25 protein-coding genes and 2 pseudogenes are annotated in these 26414 nt (G+C 52.9%); 17 read left to right on the top strand and 10 right to left on the bottom strand.

Annotated features, from left to right (window positions below; genetic code table 11):
* Window positions 1-293 (bottom strand): IS110 family transposase (locus tag QME66_08165; GenBank protein MDI6808938.1); only part of this gene is annotated, 293 nt, incomplete at its 3' end.
* 156 nt (window positions 294-449) lie between these two features.
* On the opposite strand from QME66_08165, the pseudogene QME66_08160 reads away from it, so the two are divergent.
* The 8 genes and pseudogenes from QME66_08160 (at window position 450) to QME66_08125 (ending at window position 5404) form a co-directional block, all read left to right on the top strand.
* A pseudogene (locus QME66_08160) lies at window positions 450-788 on the top strand (BglII/BstYI family type II restriction endonuclease).
* A gap of 237 nt (window positions 789-1025) precedes the next feature.
* Window positions 1026-1208, top strand: a complete 183-nt coding sequence (locus tag QME66_08155) for a hypothetical protein (protein MDI6808937.1) — start codon at window positions 1026-1028, stop codon at window positions 1206-1208.
* Window positions 1209-1553: 345 nt separating this feature from the next.
* Window positions 1554-2045, top strand: coding sequence for a hypothetical protein (locus tag QME66_08150; GenBank protein ID MDI6808936.1), 492 nt, complete (start codon window positions 1554-1556; stop codon window positions 2043-2045).
* Window positions 2042-2299, top strand: coding sequence for a DUF1016 N-terminal domain-containing protein (locus QME66_08145; GenBank protein ID MDI6808935.1), 258 nt, complete (start codon window positions 2042-2044; stop codon window positions 2297-2299). The genes QME66_08150 and QME66_08145 overlap by 4 nt, the downstream gene beginning before the upstream one ends.
* A 387-nt stretch (window positions 2300-2686) precedes the next feature.
* Entirely contained in the window at window positions 2687-3370 is a 684-nt protein-coding gene (locus QME66_08140; protein MDI6808934.1) for a nucleotidyltransferase domain-containing protein, read from the top strand.
* The gene (locus QME66_08135; GenBank protein ID MDI6808933.1) at window positions 3333-3779 is read left to right on the top strand and encodes a hypothetical protein; all 447 of its coding nucleotides are present in this window, start codon (window positions 3333-3335) and stop codon (window positions 3777-3779) included. The genes QME66_08140 and QME66_08135 overlap by 38 nt, the downstream gene beginning before the upstream one ends.
* Window positions 3780-3881: 102 nt before the next feature.
* Window positions 3882-4547 carry a DNA repair protein RadC gene (gene radC, locus QME66_08130; protein ID MDI6808932.1) on the top strand — a complete coding sequence of 222 codons (666 nt, stop codon included), beginning with the start codon at window positions 3882-3884 and terminating at the stop codon, window positions 4545-4547.
* Window positions 4548-4798: 251 nt separating this feature from the next.
* Window positions 4799-5404 (top strand): class I SAM-dependent methyltransferase, encoded by a 606-nt coding sequence (locus QME66_08125; GenBank protein ID MDI6808931.1) that lies wholly within the window; start codon window positions 4799-4801, stop codon window positions 5402-5404.
* Between the two features lie 50 nt (window positions 5405-5454).
* Here the strand turns inward: QME66_08125 and QME66_08120 are convergent, their stop codons facing one another.
* The 6 genes from QME66_08120 to QME66_08095 form a co-directional block, all read right to left on the bottom strand.
* The gene (locus QME66_08120) at window positions 5455-6684 is read right to left on the bottom strand and encodes a CoA transferase (protein MDI6808930.1); all 1230 of its coding nucleotides are present in this window, start codon (window positions 6682-6684) and stop codon (window positions 5455-5457) included.
* A 176-nt stretch (window positions 6685-6860) separates the two neighbouring features.
* On the bottom strand, window positions 6861-8252 hold the full coding sequence (gene hydA / locus QME66_08115) for a dihydropyrimidinase (protein MDI6808929.1): 1392 nt from the start codon (window positions 8250-8252) through the stop codon (window positions 6861-6863).
* A gap of 8 nt (window positions 8253-8260) precedes the next feature.
* Window positions 8261-9757: an aldehyde dehydrogenase family protein gene (locus QME66_08110; GenBank protein MDI6808928.1), complete on the bottom strand. Its 1497-nt coding sequence runs from the start codon at window positions 9755-9757 to the stop codon at window positions 8261-8263.
* Between the two features lie 153 nt (window positions 9758-9910).
* The gene (locus QME66_08105; GenBank protein MDI6808927.1) at window positions 9911-11209 is read right to left on the bottom strand and encodes an aspartate aminotransferase family protein; all 1299 of its coding nucleotides are present in this window, start codon (window positions 11207-11209) and stop codon (window positions 9911-9913) included.
* Window positions 11206-12078 carry a nitrilase-related carbon-nitrogen hydrolase gene (locus tag QME66_08100; GenBank protein MDI6808926.1) on the bottom strand — a complete coding sequence of 291 codons (873 nt, stop codon included), beginning with the start codon at window positions 12076-12078 and terminating at the stop codon, window positions 11206-11208. The genes QME66_08105 and QME66_08100 overlap by 4 nt, the downstream gene beginning before the upstream one ends.
* 506 nt (window positions 12079-12584) lie before the next feature.
* Window positions 12585-13214, bottom strand: coding sequence for a hypothetical protein (locus QME66_08095; protein ID MDI6808925.1), 630 nt, complete (start codon window positions 13212-13214; stop codon window positions 12585-12587).
* A gap of 541 nt (window positions 13215-13755) precedes the next feature.
* Here QME66_08095 and udk point away from each other — a divergent pair.
* The 9 genes from udk (at window position 13756) to ade (ending at window position 22811) form a co-directional block, all read left to right on the top strand.
* Entirely contained in the window at window positions 13756-14400 is a 645-nt protein-coding gene (udk, locus tag QME66_08090; GenBank protein ID MDI6808924.1) for a uridine kinase, read from the top strand.
* Complete coding sequence (locus QME66_08085) at window positions 14381-14968, top strand: thymidine kinase (GenBank protein ID MDI6808923.1); 588 nt, start codon at window positions 14381-14383, stop codon at window positions 14966-14968. The genes udk and QME66_08085 overlap by 20 nt, the downstream gene beginning before the upstream one ends.
* The gene (locus tag QME66_08080) at window positions 14965-15975 is read left to right on the top strand and encodes a BMP family ABC transporter substrate-binding protein (protein ID MDI6808922.1); all 1011 of its coding nucleotides are present in this window, start codon (window positions 14965-14967) and stop codon (window positions 15973-15975) included. The genes QME66_08085 and QME66_08080 overlap by 4 nt, the downstream gene beginning before the upstream one ends.
* Window positions 15976-16100: 125 nt before the next feature.
* A complete protein-coding gene (locus QME66_08075) occupies window positions 16101-17651 on the top strand; it encodes an ABC transporter ATP-binding protein (GenBank protein MDI6808921.1) in 1551 nt (516 codons plus the stop codon).
* Window positions 17635-18702: an ABC transporter permease gene (locus QME66_08070; GenBank protein ID MDI6808920.1), complete on the top strand. Its 1068-nt coding sequence runs from the start codon at window positions 17635-17637 to the stop codon at window positions 18700-18702. The genes QME66_08075 and QME66_08070 overlap by 17 nt, the downstream gene beginning before the upstream one ends.
* 350 nt (window positions 18703-19052) lie before the next feature.
* On the top strand, window positions 19053-19967 hold the full coding sequence (locus QME66_08065) for an ABC transporter permease (protein ID MDI6808919.1): 915 nt from the start codon (window positions 19053-19055) through the stop codon (window positions 19965-19967).
* Window positions 19964-20203, top strand: a complete 240-nt coding sequence (locus QME66_08060) for a DUF2007 domain-containing protein (GenBank protein ID MDI6808918.1) — start codon at window positions 19964-19966, stop codon at window positions 20201-20203. The genes QME66_08065 and QME66_08060 overlap by 4 nt, the downstream gene beginning before the upstream one ends.
* Window positions 20200-21048: a purine-nucleoside phosphorylase gene (locus tag QME66_08055; protein ID MDI6808917.1), complete on the top strand. Its 849-nt coding sequence runs from the start codon at window positions 20200-20202 to the stop codon at window positions 21046-21048. The genes QME66_08060 and QME66_08055 overlap by 4 nt, the downstream gene beginning before the upstream one ends.
* Window positions 21049-21098: 50 nt before the next feature.
* A complete protein-coding gene (gene ade / locus QME66_08050) occupies window positions 21099-22811 on the top strand; it encodes an adenine deaminase (protein MDI6808916.1) in 1713 nt (570 codons plus the stop codon).
* A 16-nt stretch (window positions 22812-22827) separates the two neighbouring features.
* On the opposite strand, the pseudogene QME66_08045 reads toward ade, so the two are convergent.
* The 3 genes and pseudogenes from QME66_08045 to QME66_08035 all read right to left on the bottom strand — a co-directional run.
* Window positions 22828-22938, bottom strand: a pseudogene (locus QME66_08045) (OsmC family peroxiredoxin).
* Between the two features lie 159 nt (window positions 22939-23097).
* Window positions 23098-25008 carry a FlgD immunoglobulin-like domain containing protein gene (locus QME66_08040; protein MDI6808915.1) on the bottom strand — a complete coding sequence of 637 codons (1911 nt, stop codon included), beginning with the start codon at window positions 25006-25008 and terminating at the stop codon, window positions 23098-23100.
* A 163-nt stretch (window positions 25009-25171) separates the two neighbouring features.
* The coding region (locus QME66_08035) for a T9SS type A sorting domain-containing protein (GenBank protein MDI6808914.1) at window positions 25172-26414 on the bottom strand (1243 nt) is incomplete at its 5' end.

The raw sequence follows: 26414 nt of genomic DNA, 5'->3' as shown, positions 1-26414 counted from the left end.
TTCTTGGTCTTTCCTCCATGGATGGCTTTCATGTACAATGCATGTGCGAGGATGAAGGGGATGTTTTCCTGTGCACACAGGTCAGCTAGCCAGTACCAGGTGAACATGCATTCCGCCGAGACTACGATGTCCTCACGGTATGGGGCGATGCTCTTGAGGAATGGTTCTGGTTCTGCTCGCATGTTGCGGTGGAGTAAGACTTCTCCTTTCTGGTTGAGGATACAGAGGTACATTGATCGTGCGTGCAGGTCGATACCACAATAGTACAGATGTTCCTTGGTGTAGAATCTCATTGGGGCCTCCTCCTTTCTGGATCGTGGTGAAATCCCGAGTATACGCTCGGGATTATCCCGTAGGGAGGCCTCAATGAGTATCAGAGGTCTGGGGGGTGGGTCACTTTTACGTTGTCACAAGCCCTCCAAGTGGTACACTTTTACGCTATCATTACCACCCTGGCCATAACACCAGAAGAGCAGAGGAAAGAAATCGAGGCCGCAGGCGAAGTCACAATTTATAGCTATAACCAAACTGACTTCGTGAAAGACCGGGTCGCCATAGAAGTGCAATTTGGCAAGTATTCGTTTGTGGCCTACGATCTTTTTGTGAAGCATCTTGCATTCTACATTGGCGACCACATCGATGTCGGCATAGAAATCCTCCCCATGAAATCTCTCCAGTCGCGTATGAGCTCTGGTGTCGCCTATTACGAAGGTGAGTTCTACAACGTTGTCAGACAAGGGCGCGGTGTGCCTGCGGTTCCGTTAGTCATTATTGGGATTGCGCCCTAGTCTTCAAGACAACCATGTGCTCCACCGGATACGTTTGTGGGTGAACCCGGATCGAGCCGCTATTCGGGCGGCCCGGGTGGCACAAGGCGGACACAGCGTGCCTGAGTCTGTGGTAAGGCGACGGTTCAACAGCGGGTTGCGTAATTTCCAGAATATCTATCAGCGGTTGGTAGATAGTTGGGTAGTGCACGATAATTCAGGCATGTTACCTCGTCTAATGGCATCGGGAGACAATCGATGAATCGACAAGCAGGAGGTTCAAGAGATCCAGACATTCTGGCTTCAGAAAAAGCGCTGCGTCGTGCGGCACGGCGAGCCAGGAAACTTGGCGCGCAAACGGGCATGCCGGTTTATATAGTGCTGAATGACCGAATCATTGATCTGACCAGGAAAAGACGGTTGCGCGTCAGAGCGAAATAACCCGACCTGTCACGCATGAGACTGCCCACAGAATACGAGCTTGCCATCCCGATTCCACGTTTTGTGCACACGCTCGGCAACAATACGACCCGAAAAGAAGGATTTGGCACATACTTCACTGTCAGTTTCAGTAAGAATGAGACATGGCTGTATCAGTGCTTCGAAACGAACCCACAACCAACAATTGAAATGAAGCGTCTTATTCTCCGCCCTTCTGCTCTTCCTCGTGTCGCGGATGTGCGCGACGTGTGCCACAGGTGAACTTGGCCGAAGGCGTGCGGGCTTTGTACAGCCCGGTCATTTGGGAAAAAGGTGTGGGCGGGTTTTGTGTTGACAGGTGTTACCGTGCAAGGTAACATAAAATCTGCTATGAAGATCCAATCCGTCAGGTACAATAACCGCAGGAAGTCGTTTGAGGTTAAGACCTCAAGGCAGTCTTTCATGTTCCCGTATGTGAAGGCCGATCCCCAGCCGATGTCCGCCAATCTGGTTGCAGATGCTTGTGTTGATGACGAGCTTGGCCGGGAAGGCTTCAGTTACGTTCTGAAATCCGGCAGAGAAGGGACGGTCCACATCGACCAGATTCTTGAGTATAATCAGGATCCCAGCTATATGCGAAATCGTCTCCTCTATAAGCTGACACTCGAAGCGCAGAAGCGCGTAAAGTCAACTTCTCTGTCGAAGCGGGAGATCATTCGCCGACTCGGCACTTCCGCGGCGCAATTCTACCGAGTTCTGGATCCGGCGAATTACCGTAAATCCACCGATCAACTACTTTTTCTGCTCCATGTCTTGGACTGCGATGTTGAACTGGTGGTCCGGGCGAAGAACGCATGACCTATGCCCGGGGCCGTTCGATTTCGTATCCGGACAGGAATCCGGACAATCCGTCTAGGTCTTCAGCGGGTGCGTCCCAAGAATCGGGTATCCGGGCAGAGCGTGGCGGGCGGATTGTGCACGCACTGAGTACACAATTACTGGAAGAATTTGGTAAGGGATTCTCCGAAAAGAGCCTTTGGTATATGACCCAGTTTGCCGGGACTTTCTCGAACGAGAAGATTGTCTCGGCACTGCGGAGAGATTTGAGTTAACGGCAAAGAACAGGAGGAGGACAGATGGCCAGGGAGATCTGTCCTGCATGTGGGGAAGTCAGCAACATGCGGGTTTCGGTCAGCCAAAGGACTGAAAAGGGAACAGACGGAATAGCCAAGATTATCCGAACTCGGACGTTGCACTGCGACAAGTGTCATCGGTTCGTGCGAAGCGAAGATGAGGAAATCGCGCCAGGGCAGCAGGGATCACTGGAAGAAATGAAAACCGTCAGGCACATGCCTGAAGACAGTCGCCCGGGGGAGAAATTGTGGGAAAAAGGCGATGGCGGAGCCAAATCGGAAACTGATCAAGATTCTTGAAAGGAAGACTCAGGCCAGGTTGATGGGGATTTGGGGGGAAGAGGGCGAAGCCACGGGTGAACACGGATGAACGCAGATCGGAAATCAGGGCGTAAGAGAAATGCAAAAATGTATGGCCATACCGCACAGATGTATGGTATAAGCGAACATATGAACACCTTAGCACAACTGATTTGTTCACGGGTGCGGGCGGAGATCTTCCGCGTTTTGTTCGGTCTCCGGGGCGGTGCGTTGCATCTGCGTGAGATCCAGAGACAGAGCCGGTTTGCCATCGGCACTGTGCGGCAGGATATTGAGAAACTGGTGAAGTTGGGGCTGGTGACGCGACGGCGGGACGGGAACCGAGTCTATTATTCGGCCAACGAAAAACATCCGCTCTATGTCGAAATCCGTGCGCTCGTACTCAAGACCGTCGGTCTGGCCGAAGCCTTGAGCGCGGCATTGAAGGCAGACGAAATCCGCTGCGCGTTCGTATTCGGTTCGGTGGCAAGCGGAACACCTACGGCGGAAAGCGACATTGACCTGATGGTCATCGGCGAAATCGGTTTGCGAAAAGTGTCCGCGCTCCTTTCCGGCGTGGGCAATCGGCTAGGACGCGACATCAACCCACATGTAATGAGTTCCGCCGAGTTAAGAAAGCGGATTCGTGAAAAAGAGCACTTTTTGACTTCGGTGCTGGCCTCGCCGAGGATATTCGTGGTGGGCTCAGAGCATGACCTTGAAGCAATGGTCGGAAAACGGCTGGCTTAGGGCGCATGAAACTAGCCGGGAGGAGATTGGCAATCTCCTCGCGATCGTGCGCCGTGATCTGACGGATGCGCGGGAAGGCGAAATCTCCGACGACTGGCGTTTCGGCATCGCCTACAACGCTGCGCTCAAGCTCTGCACCATTTTGCTTTATGCGGAGGGGTATCGTCCGGTGCAGAATCTCGCGCACTACCGGACCCTGCAAGCGCTTCCACTTGTCCTCGGCGCGGAGCGGAAGGAGGATGCCGAATACCTCGATACCTGCCGTACCAAGCGCAACACCGTGGAATATGACTATGTGGGTGGCGCGACCGAAGCCGACGCGGACGAACTGATTGAGTTTGCTGAATCTTTGGAGAGAGACGTGTTGAAATGGCTAAAGGCCAGACATCCAAGTTTAGTGTCGGCGTGATCAGGCGAGTGCGGCGCAGGGACCTTCTATACACCAGGACAATCACCTATTGCATCAGTCTTCCATTGGGCCACTGACACGGGAGACTGATGCAATGACGCCATGAGAACCATCAAGGACATGCCTGAACACAGTCGCCCACGGGAGAAACTACGGGAGAAGGGTGCTCCTGCCCTCACGGACGAAGAGCTTGTCGCGACGATTCTTGGGGTGGGCACCCCCGGCGTCGACGTTCGAACGATTGCCCGGCAGGTCGCAGGTCTCATACGCGAGCACAAATGCAATCTGAAACTCGACCATCTGCTTGAGGTACCCGGTATGGGCCTTGCCAAGGCGGCGCAGATACTTTCTGCGTTTGAACTCGCTCGGCGTCACCTGCTCAAGGAGACGGTGAAGATTGTCTGCGCCCGGGATGTCTTGCCGCTCTTGGTCGACATCGCCGGGAAAAAGCAGGAGTACTTCGTTTGCATCTCGCTCAACGGTGCCAGCGAAGTCATAGAAAAGCGCGTGGTCACGATCGGTCTGCTTGACAAAAGCCCCGTCCATCCTCGCGAAGTGTTCGCCGATGTCATTGCCGACCGAGCGGCCGCCGTGGTCTTCGCTCACAACCACCCATGCGGAGAACTTCGGCCGAGTGAAGCCGACCTCCACATGCACGACCAACTGACCGAAGCCGGAAAAATACTCGGACTCCGTGTTCTGGATCACGTCATCGTGACGAGGAAAGGATACTACAGTTTTCAGGAGGCAGGGCTGATTAGAGGTTGATTGATGCCTGATCGGAAGATAAGAGAAATGCGCACAGCCCGACAAGTATGAGACCACCCGCGAAGCACGAAGCTGGTCAGTCCGACTTCGCGGTTTATGCGTCTCTCCCGCATCCAAGTCATTCACAAAGCAAAACCTGACATGTGCCACGGTATCTGTTTCAGCATAAATGAAACATGTTGGTATGTATCAGTATTTCTGATACAACAGAATCGATTTCACAAGAGCTGGATTGGGAGTGTGCCCGTGCGGTGGGGTCACTCCAGCTTGCAGTTGTCCGATTCAGCGAGAGGTTCACGGTGATGGGTGGTAGTTTTGCAGGATGGATTGACCGTGTCTTGGCGAAACCAATCAGGTATCTATTCGAGACTCCTGGGAGATTACTGAAAGATTACGTGAAACACGGTATGACCGTTCTGGATGTTGGCTGCGGTGAAGGCTATTACAGCTTGGGGATGGCCAAATTAGTCAGACGCGAGGGGCGAGTCATCGCGATCGATGCCCAGGTCGAGGTCATCGCAAATCTCAGAAGGAAGGCAGAGAAGGCGGGCCTTTCCGAACGAATTGAAACAAGAGTGTGCAGTGAGGAAGACCTTGGTATCCGAAACCTGAGCGGCCAGGTTGATTTCGCGCTGGCTGTCTATGTGATACACCATGCTAAGGATGCCGGCAGTCTCATGAGTGACGTGCACAGGGCTCTGAAACCAGGTGGCAACCTTCTGGTTGTCGAACCGGGACACCATGCCTCAGCAGCCGAGCGTGAAGCTACCGAGACTGCAGCACGAACTGCAGGCTTCGCACTGGCTGAGTACCCGAGGCTCAAACGCGACTGGGCAGTCGCTTTTGTGAAAGGTTGAGAAAGCGGCGGAGCACGAAGGAGAAACGCCTCAGAGAAGCAATTGGCCTACTAGACAGCCCCAGCTTTTCTCAGGGAATCGATGGTTTCCTCGGTATATCCTAAGAACTTGTGGAGAATCTCTTCAGTGTGCTGGCCGAGAAGCGGGGGAGGGAGGGAGGGAGTTTCTCCTGATGCAGAGAGCTTGAGTGGGGTGCCAGTCGTCCTGATCTTTCCCAGCTTCGGGTGATCTACTATCTTAAGCATTCCTCTATGAACTACCTGCTCATCTTTGAAGACTGCATCGAGATCTTTAATGGAACCGCATGGAACACCTGCACGGGAGAGGGCTTCAACAATCTCTGTTGAACTTCGTTTCAGAAGTTCTTTCACAAGAATCTCGTTGAGGATTGGGTAGTTCTGAACGCGCTTTGAGTTAGTCTTGAACTCCTCTTTATCTTTCAGCCATCCAAGATCGAGCGCATCGCAGAACTTCGCCCAGAGTGTCTCGTTTCCGACTGCAATGTTCACATAGCCGTCGTTGGTCTGGTAGGTCTCGTAAGGAACGATTGTGGGATGCCTGTTGCCCAATCTCTGCGGAGAGATTCCCGTAGCATAGTAGATTCCCGCCTGATAGGTAAGGCATGCGACCTGGGAATCGAGCATAGAAATATCAACGAGTTGGCCCTTTCCGGTTTTTTCTCTTGCGAAAAGCGCAAGGAGGATTCCCTGCACCGCAAACATTCCGGTCACTATGTCGCTGATTGCAACGCCCACCCTGAGAGGCATACCGTCCGGGAAGCCGGTAATGCTCATGAGGCCGCTTTCGCCCTGCACAACGATGTCGTATCCCGGCCTCTCTCTTTGAGGACCTGTCCTGCCGAATCCGGACATTCCGCAATAGACCAGCCTCGGATTCAAATCGGAGAGACTCTCGTAGGAAAAACCCAGGTCGTCCATTGTTCCCGGCCTGAAGTTCTCTACGAGGACATCCGCCTTCTTCGCCAGCCCGCGAAGTATTTCCTTTCCCTTCTCGCTCTTCAGGTTAAGCGTGATACTCTTTTTGTTTCTGTTTATGTTGAGGAAATAGGCGCTCTCTCCGTCCACAAACGGCGGTCCCCATGCCCTCGTGTCATCTCCTTTGCCTGGAGGTTCCACCTTGATGACCTCGGCGCCCATGTCGCCAAGAATCATGGTGCAATAAGGCCCGGCAAGTACCCTGGTGAGATCGAGGATAACGACTCCATCCAATGGGGACCTCGGTTCCACGCTTCCTGATGAGTTTTTCTCAGGTGCGGCCATGATTTCCCTCGAATGGGAACTTGCCTGACAAGAGGATAAACCTGCTACTTTCTGCGGAAGCTATTGGCAACTCCTGAGTTGCAAACATCCAGGGCCCGGTTGAGCATTCTTTCCACGGCCATTGCCGGGGCGCTTCTGATCATTAGGCCCGCCGCTCCACATCGCGGTCGTGCCTGTCAGATGTTCTTCGCTGAGAACGGCTTTCTCTTTAGGAATCTTCCTCTTCCGGCCTTCCCGAGGAAACTGCCATCACTGAAAACAACCTCGCCCCTGGATATGACGGTATCGACAGTTCCCTTTGAAACGAATCCCTCATAGGGATTGTAGTCCACCTTCTGATGATGTGTCTTTGCACTCAGAATGAACGTCTTGTTGGGGTCAAAAATCACGATATCGGCATCAGATTCTTTCTGGACCGTTCCTTTCTCTGGGAAAAGGCCAAACAGCTTGGCAGGAGTGGTTGAGACAAGATCGACAAACTTGTTAACGGAGAACCTTCCCTTCGTAACGCCTTCCGTGTAAAGAAGGTGAAGCCGGGTTTCGACTCCAGGCAGGCCGTTAGGAATAAGATTGAAACTGGCCTTTCCCAGGTCCTTCTGTCCCTTGAAATTGAAAGGACAGTGGTCTGTTGATACTGCCTGCAGGTCGCCTTTCTGAAGGCCTTGCCACAACGCCTCATTGTGTTCTTTTGGCCTGAGCGGCGGTGACATAACATATTTCGCCCCGCCGAAATTCGGCTCGTCGTATCTTTCAGAGGAGAGAAGGAGGTACTGCGGGCATGTTTCTGCGTACGCTGCTTCACCGCGAGCCCTGGCTTCTCTGACCTTGGCTAGCGCTTCTTTTGCAGTCAAATGGACTATGTAAACCGGCGCTCCTGCGAATGCGGCGATTGCTATTGCCCTTCCTGTTGCCTCTGCTTCAACTGCGGGAGGTCTTGAGGCAGCGTGATACTTCGGCTCTGTTTTTCCCTCGGCAAGAAGTTTCTTGGTCAACACATCAACTATGTCGCCGTTTTCCGCATGTATGCATATCAGAGCGCCTATCTCTTTCGCCCTGAGGAAAGCCTTGTAGAGAGTCCCGTCATCCACCTGGAACAGGCCCTTGTAAGCGAGAAACAGCTTGAAACTCGGGCATCCTCCTTCGACTACTGACTTCATCTCATTCATGATGCTCTCTGTCATTTCGCCAATCGCAACATGAAAGCCGTAGTCAATGACTGCCTTTCCTCCGGCTTTCTTCTTCCATGCATCCAGAGTATCACGAAGAGACTGACCCTTACCCTGAATGGCAAAGTCAATAATGGTTGTCGTGCCTCCTGCCGCCGCGGCAACTGTTCCTGAGTGGAAATCGTCAGCCGAGACAGTTCCTCCAAAGGGGAGCTCCATGTGCGTGTGGACGTCGATTCCTCCGGGAAGTACGTACTTCCCCCTGGCATCGATCACGGGCTCGCCGGACTGAGGGGAGATTGACTGTCCGACTGCAGCTATCTTTTCTCCTTCGATTCTGACATCCGCCTTGGTGGAATCCTGGGCTGTGACCACTAACCCGTCCTTGATAACCATGGCTATCTAACCTCCTAATAGATGCTCGTATCCCTCTTCTTCCCCGTATAGTCTATGTAAACAGTCTTGAGCTCGGTGTAGAACTCGAGTGCAGTCTTCCCTTGCTCCCTTGTCCCGATTCCGGTTCCTTTGATTCCGCCAAAGGGCAGTTGAGCCTCTCCGCCGACTGTGGGCGAATTTACATGCGTGATGCCTGTCTCTATTTTTTCTATGAATTTGAACATGGCTGCGCCGTCGTTTGTATAGATTGAAGAAGAAAGTCCGAAGATCACATCGTTTGCAACCTCAATCGCTTCCTCAAGGTCTTTGACTCTCATTATTGCAAGGACAGGCCCGAAAATCTCCTCTTTGGCAATCCTCATCTTCGGCGTCACAAAATCGAAGATCGTCACCTCGGCAAAATTGCCCTTGTCAAGAGGAGGCGTGGTTATTCTGTTTCCTCCGAGAATGAGTTTCGCACCTTCCTTCTTGCCTATCTCGATGTATGAAAGGACAGTCTTGAACTGGCTTTCGTCGACTGAGGGTCCCATCTGAACGGTCGGGTCAATACCGTGGCCGACCTTGATGGAACGTGATTTGCTCAGCACGAGATCAACAAACTTGTCAGCGACTTTTTCGACGACTATGGCCCTGCTCGTCGCCGTACACCTCTGGCCTGTCGAACCGAACGCCCCTTGAACAGTTCCCTCTGCAGCGAGCTCAAGGTCAGCATCCCCTAACACGATAACGGGATTCTTTCCTCCCATTTCGCATTGAACCTTTATTCCTCGCTTTGCACCAAGCTGGTATACTCTTGAACCAACTTCATTGGAACCCGTGAAAGAGACTGCTTTTACCGCCTCATCCTGAATCAGCGCCTCTCCCACTTCACCGCCGGAACCGAAAACAAGATTCACTACTCCTTTGGGAACACCGGCCTCCTCGATAAGCTCAACAATTCTCACTGCCGTCGACGGCGTTAACGTCGCGGGTTTGAAAACGACTGTGTTTCCGGCGGCAATTGCAGGAACTATCTTCCAGCATGGGATTGCAACAGGAAAATTCCACGGGGTGATAAGCGCGACAACCCCGAGCGGCTGACGGATCGTGTAGGAAAATGTACTTGGCATTTCGGACGGTGTCGTTTCCCCGCTGGCTCTTCTTGTCTCACCCGCGATGAACTCGACGATGTTGATTGATTTCTGCACTTCACCCAGAGACTCTTTGAGTGTTTTTCCCTCTTCGAGGGTAAGGAGTCTCGCGAGATTTTCCTTGTCGGCTTCCATAAGCCGGACCAGTTTGAAGAGATAATTGCCCCTCACCGGCCAGGGAAGTTGAGACCAGGAGGGAAGGGCTTTCCTTGCTTCCTCGACTGCCTCCTTTGCCTCAGCAGCCGACGAGATAGGAACCTTGCCGAGAATCTCTTCCTTGTTTGCTGGGTTTCTATTCGGTACGTACCTTCCTGTCGTCGTCTCGCGCCACTTACCGCCCACGTAGTTCCTGTAGTTCGTCACTCCAGTCTCACCAGCCATAATTTCCACCTTTCATGTTCTTGAAAACAGTCCCCGAACGTCCCCGATGAACAACAGATGCGTCTGTGCGGCTTCCATCTCTGATAGGAATACGTCGTTATGCAGTCTGTGATGGATACCTTGCCCCAAAGGAGTGCTGCGGAATGGTCCAGACTAGCTAAGAGCGAAATCCAGAATCCTGACAGCTTCATCAACATCTTTCTTCGAAATGTTAAGCGGTGGAGAAATTCGGATCACGTTGCCGAAGAGACCTCCCTTTCCTATGAGAAGTCCTTTCTCCCTGGTCTTCTCAAAAACACCCGCAAGAATATCAGGAGCAGGTTCCCTTTTCTCCTTCACCAGCTCAACTGCCTGCATGAGCCCCATGCCGCGTACATCTCCGACTGACTTGTGCTTCTGCTTCAGTTCTTCAAGGCCGTCTCTAAGGTGTGCGCCTACAGTCTTCGCGTTCTCCTTGAGGTTTTCCTCTTCAATCACGTCAATGGTTGCAAGCGAAGCGACGCAGCTAACAGGGTTTCCGCCAAAGGTCGATATGCTCAGCCCCTTGAAGCTCGAGGCGACTTCATCGGTAGCGATCGTCACGCCCATCGGCGCCCCGTTGGCAATCCCCTTTGCACACGTCATTATCTCGGGTTCCACGTCCCAGTGCTCGATTCCAAACATGCGGCCGCCCGTCCTGCCAAACCCTGTCTGAACTTCGTCGCAGATAAAAACCCCGCCGTATTTTCTGATGATGCTCACCGCCTCCTTGAAATACTCCTTTGGAGGCGTTATGAATCCGCCGACTCCCTGAATCGGCTCCGCTATGAAGCCTGCGATTTTCCCCGAAGTGCTGGTTTGAATCAGCTCTTCAATGTCCTTTGCACACCTGAGGTCACAGGACGGGTAGGTAAGACCGAGGGAACACCGGTAGCAGTAAGGACTGTGAGCGTGTTTTATGCCGAGGATGTGAGTGCCACCCTGCTTCCACGAAGCATGCCCCGTCAACGTCATGGCAAGCATCGAGCGGCCGCTGTAGGCATGCCTCAGGGCGATCACTTCCTGAAATCCGGTATGAATCCTGGCGAGCAGGACCGCGGTCTCGTCTGCCTCAGTCCCTGAGCTTGTGAAAAAACTCTTTTTCAGCTTTCCAGGAGTTATCCGGGAAAGTCTCTCGGCAAGCGAGACTATGGCTTCGTTCGGATATAGAGTCGAAGTGTGCTGAAGTTTATCAAGCTGCGCCTTGATTTTCCCAGTAACCTTTGCATTCGAATGCCCGACACTGACCGTGAGAATTCCGCCGAAGAAATCAAGGTAACGCTTGCCTGTGACATCAAAAAGGTACGCGCCTTCTCCTCTCTCGAGAACAAGGGGCTCCTTGTAGTAATTCGCGACACAGGGGAATAGAAACTCCTTGTGCTTAGAAATCACATCTTCCTTTGAAAGCTTCTTCCCAGTAATTTGAACGCTCATGGCAATAACCTCGTTATGTCTTCGTACGTTTCAGGCCTTCTGTCCCTGTAGAACTGCCAAAGGTTCCTTACCTCGCGGATCACATCAAGATCAAGGTCTGCAACTATGAGCTCGTCCTTGTCCCTTGTGCCCTGGGCGAGTATCTTTCCCCTTGGATCGCAGAAGTAGCTCTTTCCATAAAACTCGCCAACCTTCCACGGCTCCTCTGTTCCAACTCTGTTTATCGCCCCAAGAAAATAGCCGTTTGCAACTGCATGTGCTGGCTGCTCGAGCTCCCACAGGTATTCCGAGAGCCCTGCTATTGTGGCAGAAGGGTTGAAAATGATCTCTGCTCCGTTCAAGCCCAACAATCTGGCTCCCTCGGGGAAATGCCTGTCGTAGCAGATGTAAACTCCAACCTTCGCAAACGCGGTTTCAAAGACCGGATAGCCGAGGTTCCCGGGTTTGAAATAGAACTTCTCCCAGAAACCACCGAGGTGTGGAATGTGGTTTTTTCTGTACTTTCCAAGATACTTGCCGTCTGCGTCGATCACTGCAGCGGTGTTGTAGTAAACCCCTGCCATTTCCTCTTCATATATGGGAACTATCAGCGCCATTCCGTTCTTCTTCGCGATTTCCATCATCATGGAGACGGTCGGTCCATCCGGAATCTTCTCACTGGATTCATACCACCTTGCATTCTGCTCGGCAGGGAAGTAGGGGCCGTTGAAGATCTCCTGCAGGCAGAGTATTTTGACTCCCTTTTTCTTGGCTTCGGCTATCAGGGGGAGGTGTTTCTCAATCATTGCTTTCTTTATGTCCGGGATAGGCTGGGAAGGGTGGACGGCGTTGGAGGCCTGGATAAGTCCACAGCGAACCAATCTTGGCATGACTCCTCCTTTTTCAAAACGCGTCATGAGCTCAAGAAATGACGGACTCAGACTCTAACATTCCCGTGTACTAAGGTCAATCAGTTTGAGACTGATTCGGAGAGGGGGAAGGTTCAAAGGAGGAATGCGGCCTGCAGTCCGATAGGAAAGGGGTAGGGAAGATGGTCCCTACCCCTTGTTCGTTCCGATTATCACCTGCAGACGAGCTCGAAACCGCGCCAGTGTGCCGTTCCTGAGATAACTTTACGAAATGCAGGGCGTTTCATAGGGCACACTGCCAGGGGGTATGAGGGGGTCGTGGCCGACCCCCTCAGGGGTGACAGAGTAGGGATGCGACGAGTAGGAGCATTCCGAAGCGTCAGAGGGGCGAGAAGCCCCTATGAAAGTGTCGTGTCCCAGGGCAAGGAGATGACAAGGAATTTCCGGGACACGACACTAGCTCCCGGATTCGGGGACGGCGCAGTCAGGAAGACCTGCCGCTCACGGTATTCCCAGGTCCTCCGTTCCTACCGGTACAAGCTCTTGACGGCGCCCCAGGACTGCGACTCTGCCGGCGTTCCGCAGTCGATGCTCATTGTGATCTGGCTCACATCACCCCACGTCCCGTAGATCCGCGTTGGCTCACAGCTCGTGTCGATGAACGGTGGATATGCCGCCGGCCTAATCATGGGCGTTTCGCCAACGCCGATACCATTTGCGATGACAAAGGTAAGCGTGCAGCCGCCTTCGAACATCCCCGAGCTCGTCACATTTGCCCGAGATGCGACCGGTGTGCTGACGCCGCCGATCATCACGAATTGCACTGTAGATATCACGAGTGTCGTGTTCAATGTGCCGCTGCCCGAGCCCCATGGGCCTGGGTTCAAGTTGAATGTGCCGCCGTTGAAAGAACTCGTGTAAGTCACTGGACCTGTCCCCCCCACCCGGTCGTCCTTGACCGTGTAGGGCGTGGTCTCGATGCCGCAGACCGCGGTCCACTGGGTTCCGAGGGCCGCGCCATTCCAGGACGTAACGTTGAACACATCGCCGATGCCGCCGCAAGTATTGATACAGGCGCGTGATGTGGTATTGCGGCCGGTCAACAGGGCGCCGCCCAGGTCAGTAGAGTTATAAATGCCCGTGATCGGATCGGCCATGACCGGGACAGGAATCATCGACAGCAGTAGCAGGCACACCACCACTGGAATAAGTGCCGCAACAGCAGTAATAACTCTCATAATTCACCTCCCGCGGAAGTAGCACCTGTGCGCACCTCCCGCCTAAGAGAAGCACACCCAAGAAAAACAGAACCTTACCGGTCGTCGCTCCAGGTGAGGGAAAACAAACGTAAACGTAACAGACATGAAGAAATGATGACTGGTTACTCGGCCGCTCTTCTCACCCCCTCTCCTGCGGTCTGGGGAAGACGCAGACAACAACAAGCTGCGGCACGAGGCGTGGACCTGCTTCTTCTATACTAGGGTACCCAAAATCAATATCACTGTCAAGGACTAAGATTAGACTTGTATAATATCTCTTAGGGTAATTACGGTCTTGTAGAAAAGATTGACGCGCTGCCGGCACGAGCATCGGAGCCGGAGCATGGCCAGCGTGGAGGCGGAGATTCTTACTCCTTCGTTGACAAGGTATTTTTGTGGTGCTAGATTCTCCAAATTGATGAATGGAAAGGGGAAAGAATTGAAGCGGGGAATCCTGATAGGGATTGCAGGGGGGTCCGGCTCGGGGAAGACACTTGTTGCCGACACGATATTCGAGGAGCTTGGGCCGCGGAAGGTCGTGATTGTAAGGCAGGATTCCTACTACAAGGACCTCAAAGGCGTTCCCTGGGAAGAACGGGTCAAGCGGAATTATGACCATCCGGATGCCTTTGATTCCGAGCTTCTCACGTCCCACCTCAGGCATCTCCTTTCCGGCGAGCAAGTCGAACAACCGATATACGACTTTCAGGCGCATGCGAGAAAAGAAGAGACCCTGAGAATAGGCGGCAAGAGCATCATTGTCCTTGAAGGAATTCTGATTCTTGATGATCCGGCGCTTAGAGAGCTTATGGACATAAAAGTCTACATCGACACTGACCCTGACGTCCGTTTGATAAGAAGGCTCAAGCGGGATACTGCTGAAAGGGGAAGGTCTGTGGAAGCAGTTGTGACGCAGTATGAGGAGACGGTCAGGCCGATGCACATGCAGTTTGTGGAGCCTTCGAAAAGGTATGCTGATATCATAATTCCGGAGGGCGGATACAATCTTGTGGCGATTGACCTCTTGAAGGTGAAAATCGAACATTTCCTAAGGGAGAGAGAAATTGAAGAGCGAAGAGGTTAGAGGAACCGGCTGGATTGAAGTTATCTGCGGAAGCATGTTCAGCGGGAAAACCGAGGAACTCATCAGGAGGCTAAGACGGGCGGAAATTGCAAAGCAGAAAGTTGAGATTCTGAAGCCGGCAATAGACAGCCGCTATTCGGAAAGTCACATTATTTCCCACAGTGCGCACAGCATTCCCTCTCGCTCGGTGGGGAGCGCCGCTGAGATCCTTGAGCGCGCGGGAGATGCCGATGTCCTGGGAATCGATGAGGCGCAGTTCTTTGGATTGGAGCTGGTTCAGGTCTGCGAAAAACTGGCAGATGCGGGGAAAAGAGTGATAGTCGCCGGTCTTGACCAGGACTACCGGGGTGAGCCCTTTGAGCCGATTCCGCAGCTGATGGCGGTAGCGGAATATGTTACAAAGACCCTTGCGATTTGTATGGTCTGCGGGGCACCTGCCAACAGAACTCAACGGCTGGGTGAGCAGGAGGAGAGAGTGGTCGTTGGTGCTGCCGAGATGTACGAAGCAAGATGCAGGAAATGCTTCAAGCCTCCAAGGAAATCACCTGAGAAGGGGTATGGAAAATGAAGAAAGCAATCCTTCTATTCATGGCTTTCTCTCTGGTCGTGACATTTGCAAATTGCGCAAAAAAGAAAGAAGAGGCCGCAAAAGGAGTGGTGAAAGCAGGTCTTGTGTTTGACGTTGGGGGAAGGGGTGACAAATCATTTAACGACGCCGCCCTGAGAGGTCTTGAGAGAGCAAAGCAGGAGCTTGGAATCGAGTTCCAGTACATCGAACCCGGTGAGGGATCGGACAGAGAATCGGCTCTCAGAACGCTTGCAAGCGAGGATTTCGACATCATCTTCGGGGTCGGCTTCATTTTCACGGATGATATTACCGCCATTGCCAAAGAGTTTCCTGGTAGGAATTTTGCGTGTGTTGACTACTCCTACGCCCCCGGCCAGGCTATGCCGCCAAATCTGGTCGGACTCAAATTCAAAGAGGAGGAGGGCTCTTTTCTGGTCGGCGCAATCGCCGCCCTCCTGACGAAGACCAACAAAGTTGGATTTATTGGAGGAATGGAGTCTGCCCTGATTCACAAGTTCGAAGCCGGCTACAAGGCCGGCGTGAAGTATGCAAATCCGGGATGCAGTGTTGTGTCTGCCTACGCCGGTGTGACCGGGAATGCTTTCAAGAATCCGATAAAAGGAAAAGAGATTGCCCTTTCCATGTACGGTCAGGGAGCTGACATCATCTATCACGCATCCGGCTCGACCGGGCTCGGGGTTTTTGAGGCGGCGAGGGTGAAGGAGAAGCTTGCAATCGGTGTTGATTCCGACCAGTACGGTGAAGCGCCGGGGAACATTCTGACAAGCATGATAAAGAAGGTTGACGTTGCGGTCTTCGAGACAATCAAGTCGGTGAAGGATAAGACTTTCAAGGGCGAAATACGAGTGATGGGGCTCAGGGAAGGCGGCGTTGATTATGTCTATGATGCCAACAACAAGAGCCTTATTCCGGATCCTGTCAGGGAAAAGGTCGAAGAGATAAGGAAGAAAATAGTCTCTGGAGAAATCAAAGTTCCCCAGGCTTGAGGCAGCACGAGTTCGCCTAGACAGGGACAGTCTCTGCGTGGAAAGGACTTCTCTGGAATCCCTGCATTATCCGCGCAGAGTGCTCCCTCCAACCCATTCTTTCCGTCCCGAAGCACAATCCCTTGATGTCATCTAAGAACAGCGAAGATAATCTTGCCTTTCGGATGAAAGGCATCACGAAGAAATTCGCCTTTGTCAAAGCCAATGACAATGTGGATTTCTCTGTTTTGAGAGGTGAAATCCACGCTCTTGTGGGCGAGAACGGCGCAGGCAAGTCAACACTGATGAACGTACTTTCGGGACTCTACAAGGCCGATTCGGGAGAAATATGGGTGTCGGGAAGGAAGATTGAGATGGATAGTCCGAGAGACGCAATATCGGTTGGCATAGGAATGGTCCACCAGCACTTCATGCTGATAGGTCCGCTCACTGTCGCGGAAAACGTCATTCTCGGAAGGGAATCTCTGAGGTTGTTTGGCTTCATCGATGTTAAGAAAGTCGGGACTGCAATTGGCGAAATCTCGCGCAGGTTCGGCCTCAACGTTGATCCTTTGGCGAAAGTGGAAACTCTCTCGGTCGGCATGGAGCAGAGAGTCGAGATTCTTAAGACGCTGTACCAGGGCATCTCGATTCTCATTCTTGATGAACCCACCCAGGTCCTTTCCCCGCAGGAGACGGAGGAGCTTTTTTCGATAATGAGAAAACTCAGAGAAGAAGGGAAGACCGTAGTCTTCATCACTCACAAGCTGAGCGAAGTGATGGCAGTGTCGGATAGAGTCACTGTCATGAGAAACGGGAAAGTCGTGGGTGTGCTGGAAACAAAAAGCACAACGAAGCAAGAGTTGGCAAACATGATGGTCGGAAGAGAAGTCTTTCTTCAGATCGAAAAGCGGGCGGAAAAACCCGGGGTTGTCATACTCGAAGTGAAAAGCCTGAGCACTCTTTCTGAAAGAGGGAGCAGAGCTCTTAAGGACATCTCCTTCAAGGTGAGATCTGGCGAGATTGTCGGCATAGCGGGCGTTGAGGGAAATGGTCAGACTGAGCTTGTCGAGGCGATTACGGGTTTGAGGCGGATCTCTTCGGGATCAGTCTCGGTCTGCGGCAAAGAATTATCCAGGGGTGCCCCGAAATCTTTTCTTGGCCGGGGCATATCGCACATTCCGGAGGACCGGCAGAAAAGGGGGCTGATCCTCGACTTTCCAATCTCTGACAATCTTGTGATGGGGCTACAGTCCCGAAGGCCTTTTTCCGGATTCATTTGGCTCAGGAGGGGGGCGATAGCGCAGAATGCATCCAGATTGATAGAGGCGTTTGGGATAACACCGCCGAGGCCTGAGCTCCCTGCAAGGAACTTGTCAGGAGGAAATCAGCAGAAAGTTGTCGTGGCAAGAGAGCTATCAAGAGATTCGAGACTCCTTGTCGCCGCCCAGCCGACAAGAGGGCTTGATGTCGCCGCGAGCGAGTTCATACACAGGTCAATGCTCAAGGAAAGGGGCGCGGGAAAGGGAATACTTTTCGTCTCGGCAGACCTTTCGGAAATTCTGTCTCTCAGTGACCGGATTCTGGTGATGTTCGGAGGCCAAATCGTAAGGGAACTTGAGGCAGGGCATACCGATGAAGGAGAAATCGGCCTTCTCATGACCGGAGGAGCGGCGCCAATTGCCAGGAAAGGGTGAGCTTCCAGACAAGCTTTTTGAGAATATTTGCGTTCCTCTCATTGCAGTTGTTTTCTCTTTCCTGATTGGGGCAGCCTTTGTCCTCTTCGTAGGGCAAAATCCGCTATTTGTCTATGCCCGGCTCATAGAAGGCACACTCGGGAGCACCTACGGGCTGGGGCAGGTTCTTTTCAAGGCCACACCTCTCATCTTCACAGGCCTTTCTGTCGCATTTGCATTCAGAGTCGGCCTTTTCAACATCGGCTGCGAAGGCCAGCTTGCGATGGGGGCCTTTGCAACCGCATGGGCCGGCGTGACCCTGAAATCTCTGCCGGGACCTGTGCTCATTCCAATCTCAATTCTCTTCGGCATGGCGTTTGGAGCGTTCTGGGCATTTGTGCCGGGTATTCTCAAAGCGAGACTTGGAACACACGAAGTCATAAACACCATCATGATGAATTTCATTGCTTCTGCCATCCTCAGCTATCTTGTGACAAGCGTGTACGGCGTTCCGGAGACTCTTCACACCGAGCCGATAGCACTTGCGGCGCGAATACCGAGGCTTGAATCCCTCTGGCCTGCATTCAAAGGCTCGCCGGTCAACGTCAGTTTCTTTCTGGCCCTCGTCTTCTGCGTCGCGGTGTATCTCTATCTCTGGCATACAAAATTCGGTTACTCGATGAGGGCCACCGGGCTGAGTCCTCTTGCCGCGGAGTACAGCGGCGTGAACGTGCGGAGATATCTTGTGACCGGGATGACGTTGAGCGGCGCTCTTTCTGGACTTGTAGGTGTGAATTATGTCATGGGCTACAAGTATTACTACGAATCCGAATTCTCGGGCGGAGTCGGCTTCATGGCTATACCCGTGGCCCTGCTCGGAAGAAATCATCCTCTTGGTGTCGTGTTGTCCGCGATGCTCTTCGGGATTCTGAGCCACGGAGGGCTTGTGATAAATACTCTTGTCCCGAAGGAATTCGTCGAGATCCTTCAAGCGGTTGTGATAGTCTCGATTCTGATAACCAGCAATATCTTTAGAGACTGGGTAGTGTCGTTGCGGAAGCGGAAACTCTGATCATGCGGAAAGTGAGGATTTGCCTGTGGTAGGCGACGGCGAATGAGCGTTCCCTGGCTCCGCTCCGGGATGACCCATCTACTGGCTCGCCAGGCGGGGAATCCTTGCCCCTCCCAGCCTCTGAAGGGCTGGGTATCCCCACCTTGCTCGCCAAGATGGGTTCCCCATCCCTCCCGCGAAAGCCAAGCCACCGCTCATTGCCGCCGCAGCTGCATATTCCGTCTGCATGGGGGCCTCCTCACCGGTGCCGGCGGACGCCGGGCTGTCAAAGAAGGACCCACCTTTTCTGCAGAGGGGAAAGGACGTCTCGATGTGGCAGGGGTGCAGTTCGAAGGTGGACAAGTGACGTGATGGAAGAAGGCTTGATTGCGGGTTTGGTGTCGCAGACCATCAGGATCTCCGTGCCATACACGCTTGCCGCGATTGGAGGCACATTCTCCGAAAGGGGCGGTGTTGTGAACATAGCGCTTGAGGGAATATTGCTGAACGGCGCTTTCACCTGCGTTCTTGGAACCTACCTCACAGGAAACCCATGGCTGGGATTACTCTGCGCCGTGCTGGGAGGAATGCTGACTGCGCTTCTCCATGCCGTCACCACCATAACCTTTAGAGGCGAGCAAATCGTCAGCGGGATTGCGATGAATCTGTTTGCCGTGGGGATTACGAAATTTCTGCTTGTAGTCGTGTTCGGTAGCTCGAGCAATTCTTCGAGAATCCCGGGACTGCCTTCTCTGCACCTACCCCTGCTCTCCGGTGCACCAGTCTTGGGTACTATCTTTGCCTCGCCGCTGATAATACTCACTGTCGTTATTGTTCTTGCCTCACACTACGTTCTTTTCCATACTCCCTACGGGCTCCGGCTCAGGGCGGTCGGGGAGTACCCGCTCGCATCAGAGACTCAGGGCATAAAGGTTGAAAGGATGAGATACTCCGGAGTGCTCGTAAGCGGAGCTCTCGCCGGGCTCGGCGGAGCGTGGCTAGCATTTGACCAGCACAGCTTCACGGACGGCATGTCAAGCGGGAGAGGGTTCATCGCCCTCGCCGCCATGATAGTTGGAAAGTGGAAACCGCTGGGGGCTACCTGGGCATGTCTCCTGTTCGGATTTGCCGAATCGGTTCAGATAAGGCTCCAGGGAGGGGAGGTCCCGACTCAATTCATCCAGATGATACCCTATGTTCTCACTATGATTATTCTTGCCGGTTTGATCGGAAGGGCAATCCCGCCTGCTGCTGACGGCATTCCTTATAGAAAAGAGGCAGAATGACGCACGACGACGATCTGGTAGTGATCAAGATTTTTCCAAATGATGTTCTCGCCCAGGTGGCTGCATCATTTCTTGAGGCGAATGGGATCCAGGCTGTGGTCTCCACCGATGATGCAGGAGGGGCCTATCCCTTCCTTCAAGGATACTCCGGGGTTCGGCTCATGGTCAGGAAGTCTGACGAGGACATCGCAAGGGAGCTGCTGGAGCAGGTAGGGGAATCTGAGGCCGAACCGTGAACGAGCGCCGTGGGCCTAATAGCAGCGAGAAGGCACTCGTCGAGTGTGTGGATTTCCTCCGAAGCAGGATCGGCGGGAAAATCAAAGTAGCTGTAATCCTGGGTTCGGGACTCGGGAGGCTTGTTGATAAGGCGTCGGACCGCGTCGATATTGACTACAACGAAATTCCACACTTCATACGCCCAACTGTTCCGGGACATTCCGGGAAACTCGTGAGCGGAATACTCGGAGGGATCAGGGTTGTTTTCCTTCAGGGAAGGGTGCACTACTACGAAACCAGGAACGAATCTCGTGTCACCTTTCCCATACGGAGTCTCTCAAGGCTTGGAATCGAGATCCTGATCGTAACAAACGCGGCAGGAGGATTGAGAAAAACGTTCTCTCCAGGTGACATCATGCTGATCAGGGACCACATCAATCTTATGGGAGTCTCGCCCCTGAGAGGTTCATCCGGCCGTGACGCATTTGTTGACATGAGCGATGCCTATTCTGCCGAGCTGAGACGAATTGCCCGGGAGGTGGCTCTCTCCTGTGGCATCGAACTTAAGTCCGGTGTGCTCGCGGGGCTGCCCGGCCCAAGCTATGAGACTCCATCTGAGGTGAGGTTCATGGCAAGAGTCGGCGGCGATGCTGCGTGCATGTCGACGATACCGGAAGTAATAGAAGCGAGAGGTCTTGGAATCAAAGTTCTCGGGTTCTCCTGCATAACAAACCTCGCGACCGGAATCTCGAGCGAAAAGCTTACTCACGAAGAGGTTGAGGCAGTGGGATCGGTTGCTGCAGACAAGCTTGGCAATCTGATAGAAGGAGTGCTCAAGCGGATTGGAGGGGACGGGAGGGCATGAGAATGAATGGCACTTGTTTTTCCCGGACAATTAGGAGGGCTTGCTGACCTATGGCTGATTTGAAGCAGACCATAAAAGTGGCGCGAGGAGAAGAGCCCGCTGATCTCGTTCTGAGAGGCCCCAAGCTCATCAATGTTCTTTCCGGCGAAGTGTATGATGAAGACATAGCCATATTTGAAGACCTTGTGATCGGGCTTGGGAAGGGTTACCGCGGCAGGGACGAGATCAATCTGAAGGGCAGCTATGCCGCCCCTGGCTTCATCGACGGCCATGTGCATATAGAAAGCTCCATGGTCGAGATCCCGGAGTTTGCGCGGTCTGTGGTCCCCCTCGGCACGACATCGGTCGTTGCCGACCCTCATGAGGTCGCAAATGTTTTCGGGTATGACGGAATCAGATATATGCTTGAGTCGAGCAAATACAACCCTCTCAATGTCTTCTTCATGCTGCCTTCCTGCGTTCCTTCAACGCCGCTTGAGACAGCAGGGTCATCGCTCAGGGCATTTGACATATTTCCGCTCCTCAGGGAGAAGTGGGTGCTTGGTCTTGCCGAGATGATGAACTTCCCGGGCGTCCTCGCAGGCGATGAAGACACGCTTGACAAGCTCAAAATCTCGGCTGACAAGAGGCTTGACGGTCATGCGCCGAAGCTTGGCGGAAAAGACCTTTGTGCCTACATCGCAGCCGGCGTCTCGTCCGATCACGAGTGCACGACAAAAGAAGAGGCGATGCAGAAGCTCAGGATGGGGATGTACGTGATGATAAGGGAGGGCACCGGCACAAAGAATCTCAGAGACCTTCTTCCGCTCGTCACCAGGGAAAACTCGAGGCGGTGTTTTTTTGTGACCGACGACAGACATCCGAATGACATCCTTACCGAGGGGCATGTGAACCACATGGTAAGAACCGCGGTGGAACTCGGAGTGGATGTCGTGACGGCAGTGCAGATGGCCACGATAAACACAGCCGACTATTTCGGGCTGAGAAAGCTTGGCGCAATATCGCCCGGAAGATATGCAGACATAGTCATATTCGATAACCTCAGGACCTTCAAAATGAGGAAAGTCTTCAAGAACGGAAAACTCGTTGCTGAAGATGGAAATCCAACCTACGAGCTTCCGCCAAGACCTCAGCAGAGAGTCAGAGGTTCAGTGAACATAAAGTGGCTTGAGGGGAATGAGTTTGAGATTAAGGCAAGAGGAACAAAATGTCGTGTCATTGGACTGGTGAAGGACCAAATACTGACAGATGAACTTATTGAGGAGCCGAAGGTAGAGAATGGAAATGTAGTTTCAGATACTTCAAGAGACATCCTGAAGGTAGTGGTTGTGGAAAGACATAACGCCTCCGGGAATATCGGGAAGGGGCTGGTGAAAGGGTTTGGATTGAAGAGGGGAGCGATCGGGTCTTCTGTCAGCCATGATTCTCATAATATTGTTGTCGTGGGTGTCAGCGATGACGACATTCTCAAGGTCGTCAAAAGAATACACAAGATCGGCGGGGGAATCGTGATCTCCGATGGGGGAGAAGTGGTCGGCATACTCGAACTCCCCATAGCCGGTCTCATGTCAAGGCTTCCGCTTGCGGAAGTCGCCAAGAAGATAGAAGAGCTCACAAAGATCGCCAGCTCTCTTGGCGCAAAGCCGAAGGACCCGCTCATGGCCCTTTCTTTCCTCGCCCTCCCGGTCATCCCCAAACTGAAACTCACGGACAAGGGTCTTGTGGATGTCGAGAAGTTTGACTTCGTAGATTTGTTTGTCTAGCAGAGCACCACAACCCGCCCATGCCTATGTTATCCTTCGGGGCGTCCGTGGCAAGTGTTGCTCCTGATGGGCCGTGCGTAACCTCACAGTGCAAAGAACCTTCATATGTGGCGTGCGTCTCGACCATCTCTGTTCCTCCATCTTGCGTTTGGTTTCAGGCAATATTCTGGACGGAAGAACCCGGCTCGAAGAAAAACGAGCTCTTCCGCGCTCAAGACCTACTTGGCAGGCATTACTTTCACGCTCACTGAGCAGGTTATCCGAGCCCCAGGATACCGAACAGAGCCTACCTTAGCAAGACCATCTTCATTGTTGCGACCTTGTCTCCTGCCCTTAATTGATAGAAGTAGACGCCAGAGGCTAGCTCTTGTCCGGAGTTGTTCCTGCCGTCCCAGACTTCTGCGTGAACGCCTGCTCTCACGCGTTCAGATTTGAGAAGTGCCCTGACCATTTTTCCGGCGACATCGTAAATCCTCAAGTCAACCCGGCTGTCCTCAGGAACTGCGTACCTGATTTCCGTGCGCGGGCTGAACGGGTTGGGGACATTTTGGAAGAGGCCGAACTCCAGCGTTTTCTGACCGGTCTCAAGCTCCGAGGCTCCGACCGGGTAGATGATGTCCGCACAGGTGCGAGGCCTGATCGCTCTCTGACCGTACCTGTAGTCAGCGATTCCCTGGACATTCATCCACATACCCGCAATTGGCGCGTAGGTGGTGCACGTCGGGCAGAAATAGAATCTGCAGTAGTGGTCACGTCCGACAAGAATACAACACCTCCATATTGGATCGCATATGTACCATCCGCCATTATCGGTTGAATCGACAATTGCATTGTTGACTTTCACGAATACTCCTTCCCAGGATTCAGCTGGAGGTCCTGTCGTGAGATCACAGATAGACACAACATCAGGTCCGGGAACGCGGTTTCCTGAGCTGTGAATCCTGACGTAATCAACGGCGATTATCTCAGTCTTGTTGCAATACTCAGACACCAGCCCGGAAACCGTCGCGCTGTCTCCAACCGTGGGGTGTATCAGTGAACCGTAGATCGCGATGCCTGACCACGGCCCTGCCTGGCGCTCTTCGACAAAGAATTCGCCGTAGAACTGGGTTGGGTCTGCAGTAACGATTCCTCTCAGAGTGACCTGCTGACCATCTAGCAACGAGCTGTCGTTGGTAGCCGATTTCGGAGTCTGGATAACAGAGATGGGACAGATTCCACCCCTAAACGTACAGCACTGGCGCGGGGACTCAGCGCATCCTTCCCTGTTTCTGATGCTCCAAGCACAGAGAGTTTCTGGAACGCAGGGGCTCATGGCAACGCAGGTTATGAGGCACACGAGTGTTGATTGGGGGTCTACAAAATACGCATCACAGATTGGGATCACCGCTCCTGAACTGTCCTCCAAGTAGTACTTCGTGATATCGAGTGCTGAAGAATCGTATGCTGCGTCGAAATATGCGTAGATGCCGGTTTCAGAGATAGAATGCGCAAGAACAAGGTTTGGTGCTGGAGGGCAACCGAGAGGTACTATGTCGGGGGGTATGCGGGGCCAGAGCTTGTAGTTGCCGTACTCCCACCACCAGATACCTTGAATGTACGCGAAAGTGTCTCCAACTGCAGGTACCGCCGGAGTCGGATCGAGCATCTTTGGACCTATCCATATTGTGTCGATGACAGAGCCGTGTGCGTGGGCCTCTACGACGGCCCACTGACCGTAACCCATCGAGATGTCCACACAAACAACTGTGTCAACTTTTATGAATACACCTTTCCACTTCTCCGCTTTCGCAGAGTCACTAGCCGCATAACCCAGGTCTCCTGTTGAAAGAAGGGCAGGCGCCGGTGGTGGTGCAGAGCCAATCTTGACAATGATTGGGTAGCAGATTTCCCTCTCGCCACAATATTCGCCCGAGACATTTACAAGGTCTCCAATCCTAACTGTAGGTACGACAGCGCCCGTATAAACGCGAATGCCGCAATACGCATTAAGGTCCTGAACCCATATTCCGTAGGTTGTAGGCTTTAGGTCGACGGCAGTTACAACAACGCTGTCAATTTCGACAGGAGTCCCGATGGGATAGTGTTGATGTATGAATTCACAGATGTTTGTATGGACTGCCAGTGCCGGGGCACCAATGCAAAGAAGGCATGAGAAAATAAACAGTGGAACAATGCTCAGTGTGTATCGTCTCATCTTCTCCCTCCTGAGAAATGATGGTGGTCAACATGAACAAATAAGATCATCGAAACAATCAAGGTCCTTTGCCACCTCCAGTCTTCCTCCATCAAGCCGTTCACCCGTCTCTTCGGGGCAGCGCCTTGTCGCCCTGCCCGGGATGCCAAGAGACGTTCAGAGCCTATCTTAGCAAGACCATCTTCATTGTCGAGACCTTATCTCCTGCCCTTAATTGATAGAAGTAGACGCCAGAGGCTAGCTCTTGTCCAGAGTCGTTCCTGCCGTCCCAAACTTCTGTGTGAACGCCTGCTCTCAAGCGTTCGGACTTGAGAAGCATCTTTGCCATTCTTCCAGCAACATCGTATATCCTTAAGTCAACACTAGTTTCATCAGGAACTGCGAATCTGATTTCCGTGCGCGGGTTGAACGGGTTAGGGACATTCTGGAAGAGAATGAACTCCGATGCTCTTTGGGCACGATCATGTTCCGAGACTCCAACGGGGTAGATGATGTCCGCACAGGTCCGAGGGCGAATATTAATTTGGCCGTAGACGCAGTCACCGATTCCTTGAAGATTCAGCCACATGCCCGGAATTGGCATGTAGCTGGTACACGTCGGACAGAAATGGAATCTGCAGTAGAAGTCGCGGTGAACAACAAGGCTGCACGCTACCCCATCCCACACTGTCCATCCGCCATACCCGATTGACGTATCCGCGACAATTGCATTGTTGATCCTTATGAATACGCCTTCCCAGGATTCGGCTGGAGGTCCTATCGTGAAGCCACAGATTGGGATCACATCAGGTCCGGGAAGCGGGTTTCCCGAGCTGTGAATCTTCACGTAATCAACCGACGTAATCTCAGTCTTGTTGTAGTACTCAGACACCAGCCCGGAAACCGTCACGCTGTCTCCAACCGTTGGACGTATTGGCGAACCGTAGATCGCGATGCCTGACCACGGCCCTGCCTGGCGCTCTTCGACAAAGAATTCGCCGTAGAACTGGGTTGGGTCTGCAGTAACGATTCCTCTCAGAGTGACCTGCTCAACCCCGGTACCGATCACGTGGGAGCTGTCATTGTCAGCCGATTTCGGATGCTGAATATAAGAGATGGGGCAGATCCCACCCCTGAAGGTCATGCTTTGGAGCGAGGACTCGGCGCATCCCGTCCTATTCCTAATCTCCCAGGCAGAGAGAGTCGTTGGGAAAGTGTTATTCTGAGTGCCGGTCGTAAGATCCACAATTGTTGATTCAGCATTCGCGAAGACAGCACCAAGAATTGGGATCTTTGCGCCCGAGCTATCTACCAAAGAGTACTTCGTGATGTCAACTCCGGAAGCATCGCAAGTTCTATCAAAGTACGCACGGACGCCGGTTTCAGAGGTAGAATGCGCAAGAACAAGGTTTGGGGGAAAACATGGG

It is taken from the genome of Candidatus Eisenbacteria bacterium, assembly GCA_030017955.1.
Lineage (GTDB): Bacteria > Eisenbacteria > RBG-16-71-46 > JASEGR01 > JASEGR01 > JASEGR01.
Note: the sequence above shows the minus strand (reverse complement) of the source record. Positions and strands in the feature narration are given on the sequence as shown.

Bases quoted from the DNA above. Each gene is read 5' to 3' on its own strand.
- QME66_08075 (MDI6808921.1), top strand. From the start codon at position 16,101: ATGTCATCTAAGAACAGCGAAGATAATCTTGCCTTTCGGATGAAAGGC.
- QME66_08040 (MDI6808915.1), bottom strand. From the start codon at position 25,008: ATGAGACGATACACACTGAGCATTGTTCCACTGTTTATTTTCTCATGC.
- QME66_08080 (MDI6808922.1), top strand. From the start codon at position 14,965: ATGAAGAAAGCAATCCTTCTATTCATGGCTTTCTCTCTGGTCGTGACA.
- ade (MDI6808916.1), top strand. From the start codon at position 21,099: ATGGCTGATTTGAAGCAGACCATAAAAGTGGCGCGAGGAGAAGAGCCC.
- QME66_08100 (MDI6808926.1), bottom strand. From the start codon at position 12,078: ATGCCAAGATTGGTTCGCTGTGGACTTATCCAGGCCTCCAACGCCGTC.
- QME66_08120 (MDI6808930.1), bottom strand. From the start codon at position 6,684: ATGGCCGCACCTGAGAAAAACTCATCAGGAAGCGTGGAACCGAGGTCC.
- QME66_08110 (MDI6808928.1), bottom strand. From the start codon at position 9,757: ATGGCTGGTGAGACTGGAGTGACGAACTACAGGAACTACGTGGGCGGT.
- QME66_08155 (MDI6808937.1), top strand. From the start codon at position 1,026: ATGAATCGACAAGCAGGAGGTTCAAGAGATCCAGACATTCTGGCTTCA.
- QME66_08060 (MDI6808918.1), top strand. From the start codon at position 19,964: ATGACGCACGACGACGATCTGGTAGTGATCAAGATTTTTCCAAATGAT.
- QME66_08065 (MDI6808919.1), top strand. From the start codon at position 19,053: ATGGAAGAAGGCTTGATTGCGGGTTTGGTGTCGCAGACCATCAGGATC.
- QME66_08140 (MDI6808934.1), top strand. From the start codon at position 2,687: ATGAACGCAGATCGGAAATCAGGGCGTAAGAGAAATGCAAAAATGTAT.
- QME66_08145 (MDI6808935.1), top strand. From the start codon at position 2,042: ATGACCTATGCCCGGGGCCGTTCGATTTCGTATCCGGACAGGAATCCG.
- QME66_08105 (MDI6808927.1), bottom strand. From the start codon at position 11,209: ATGAGCGTTCAAATTACTGGGAAGAAGCTTTCAAAGGAAGATGTGATT.
- QME66_08135 (MDI6808933.1), top strand. From the start codon at position 3,333: ATGACCTTGAAGCAATGGTCGGAAAACGGCTGGCTTAGGGCGCATGAA.
- QME66_08095 (MDI6808925.1), bottom strand. From the start codon at position 13,214: ATGGCCGATCCGATCACGGGCATTTATAACTCTACTGACCTGGGCGGC.
- radC (MDI6808932.1), top strand. From the start codon at position 3,882: ATGAGAACCATCAAGGACATGCCTGAACACAGTCGCCCACGGGAGAAA.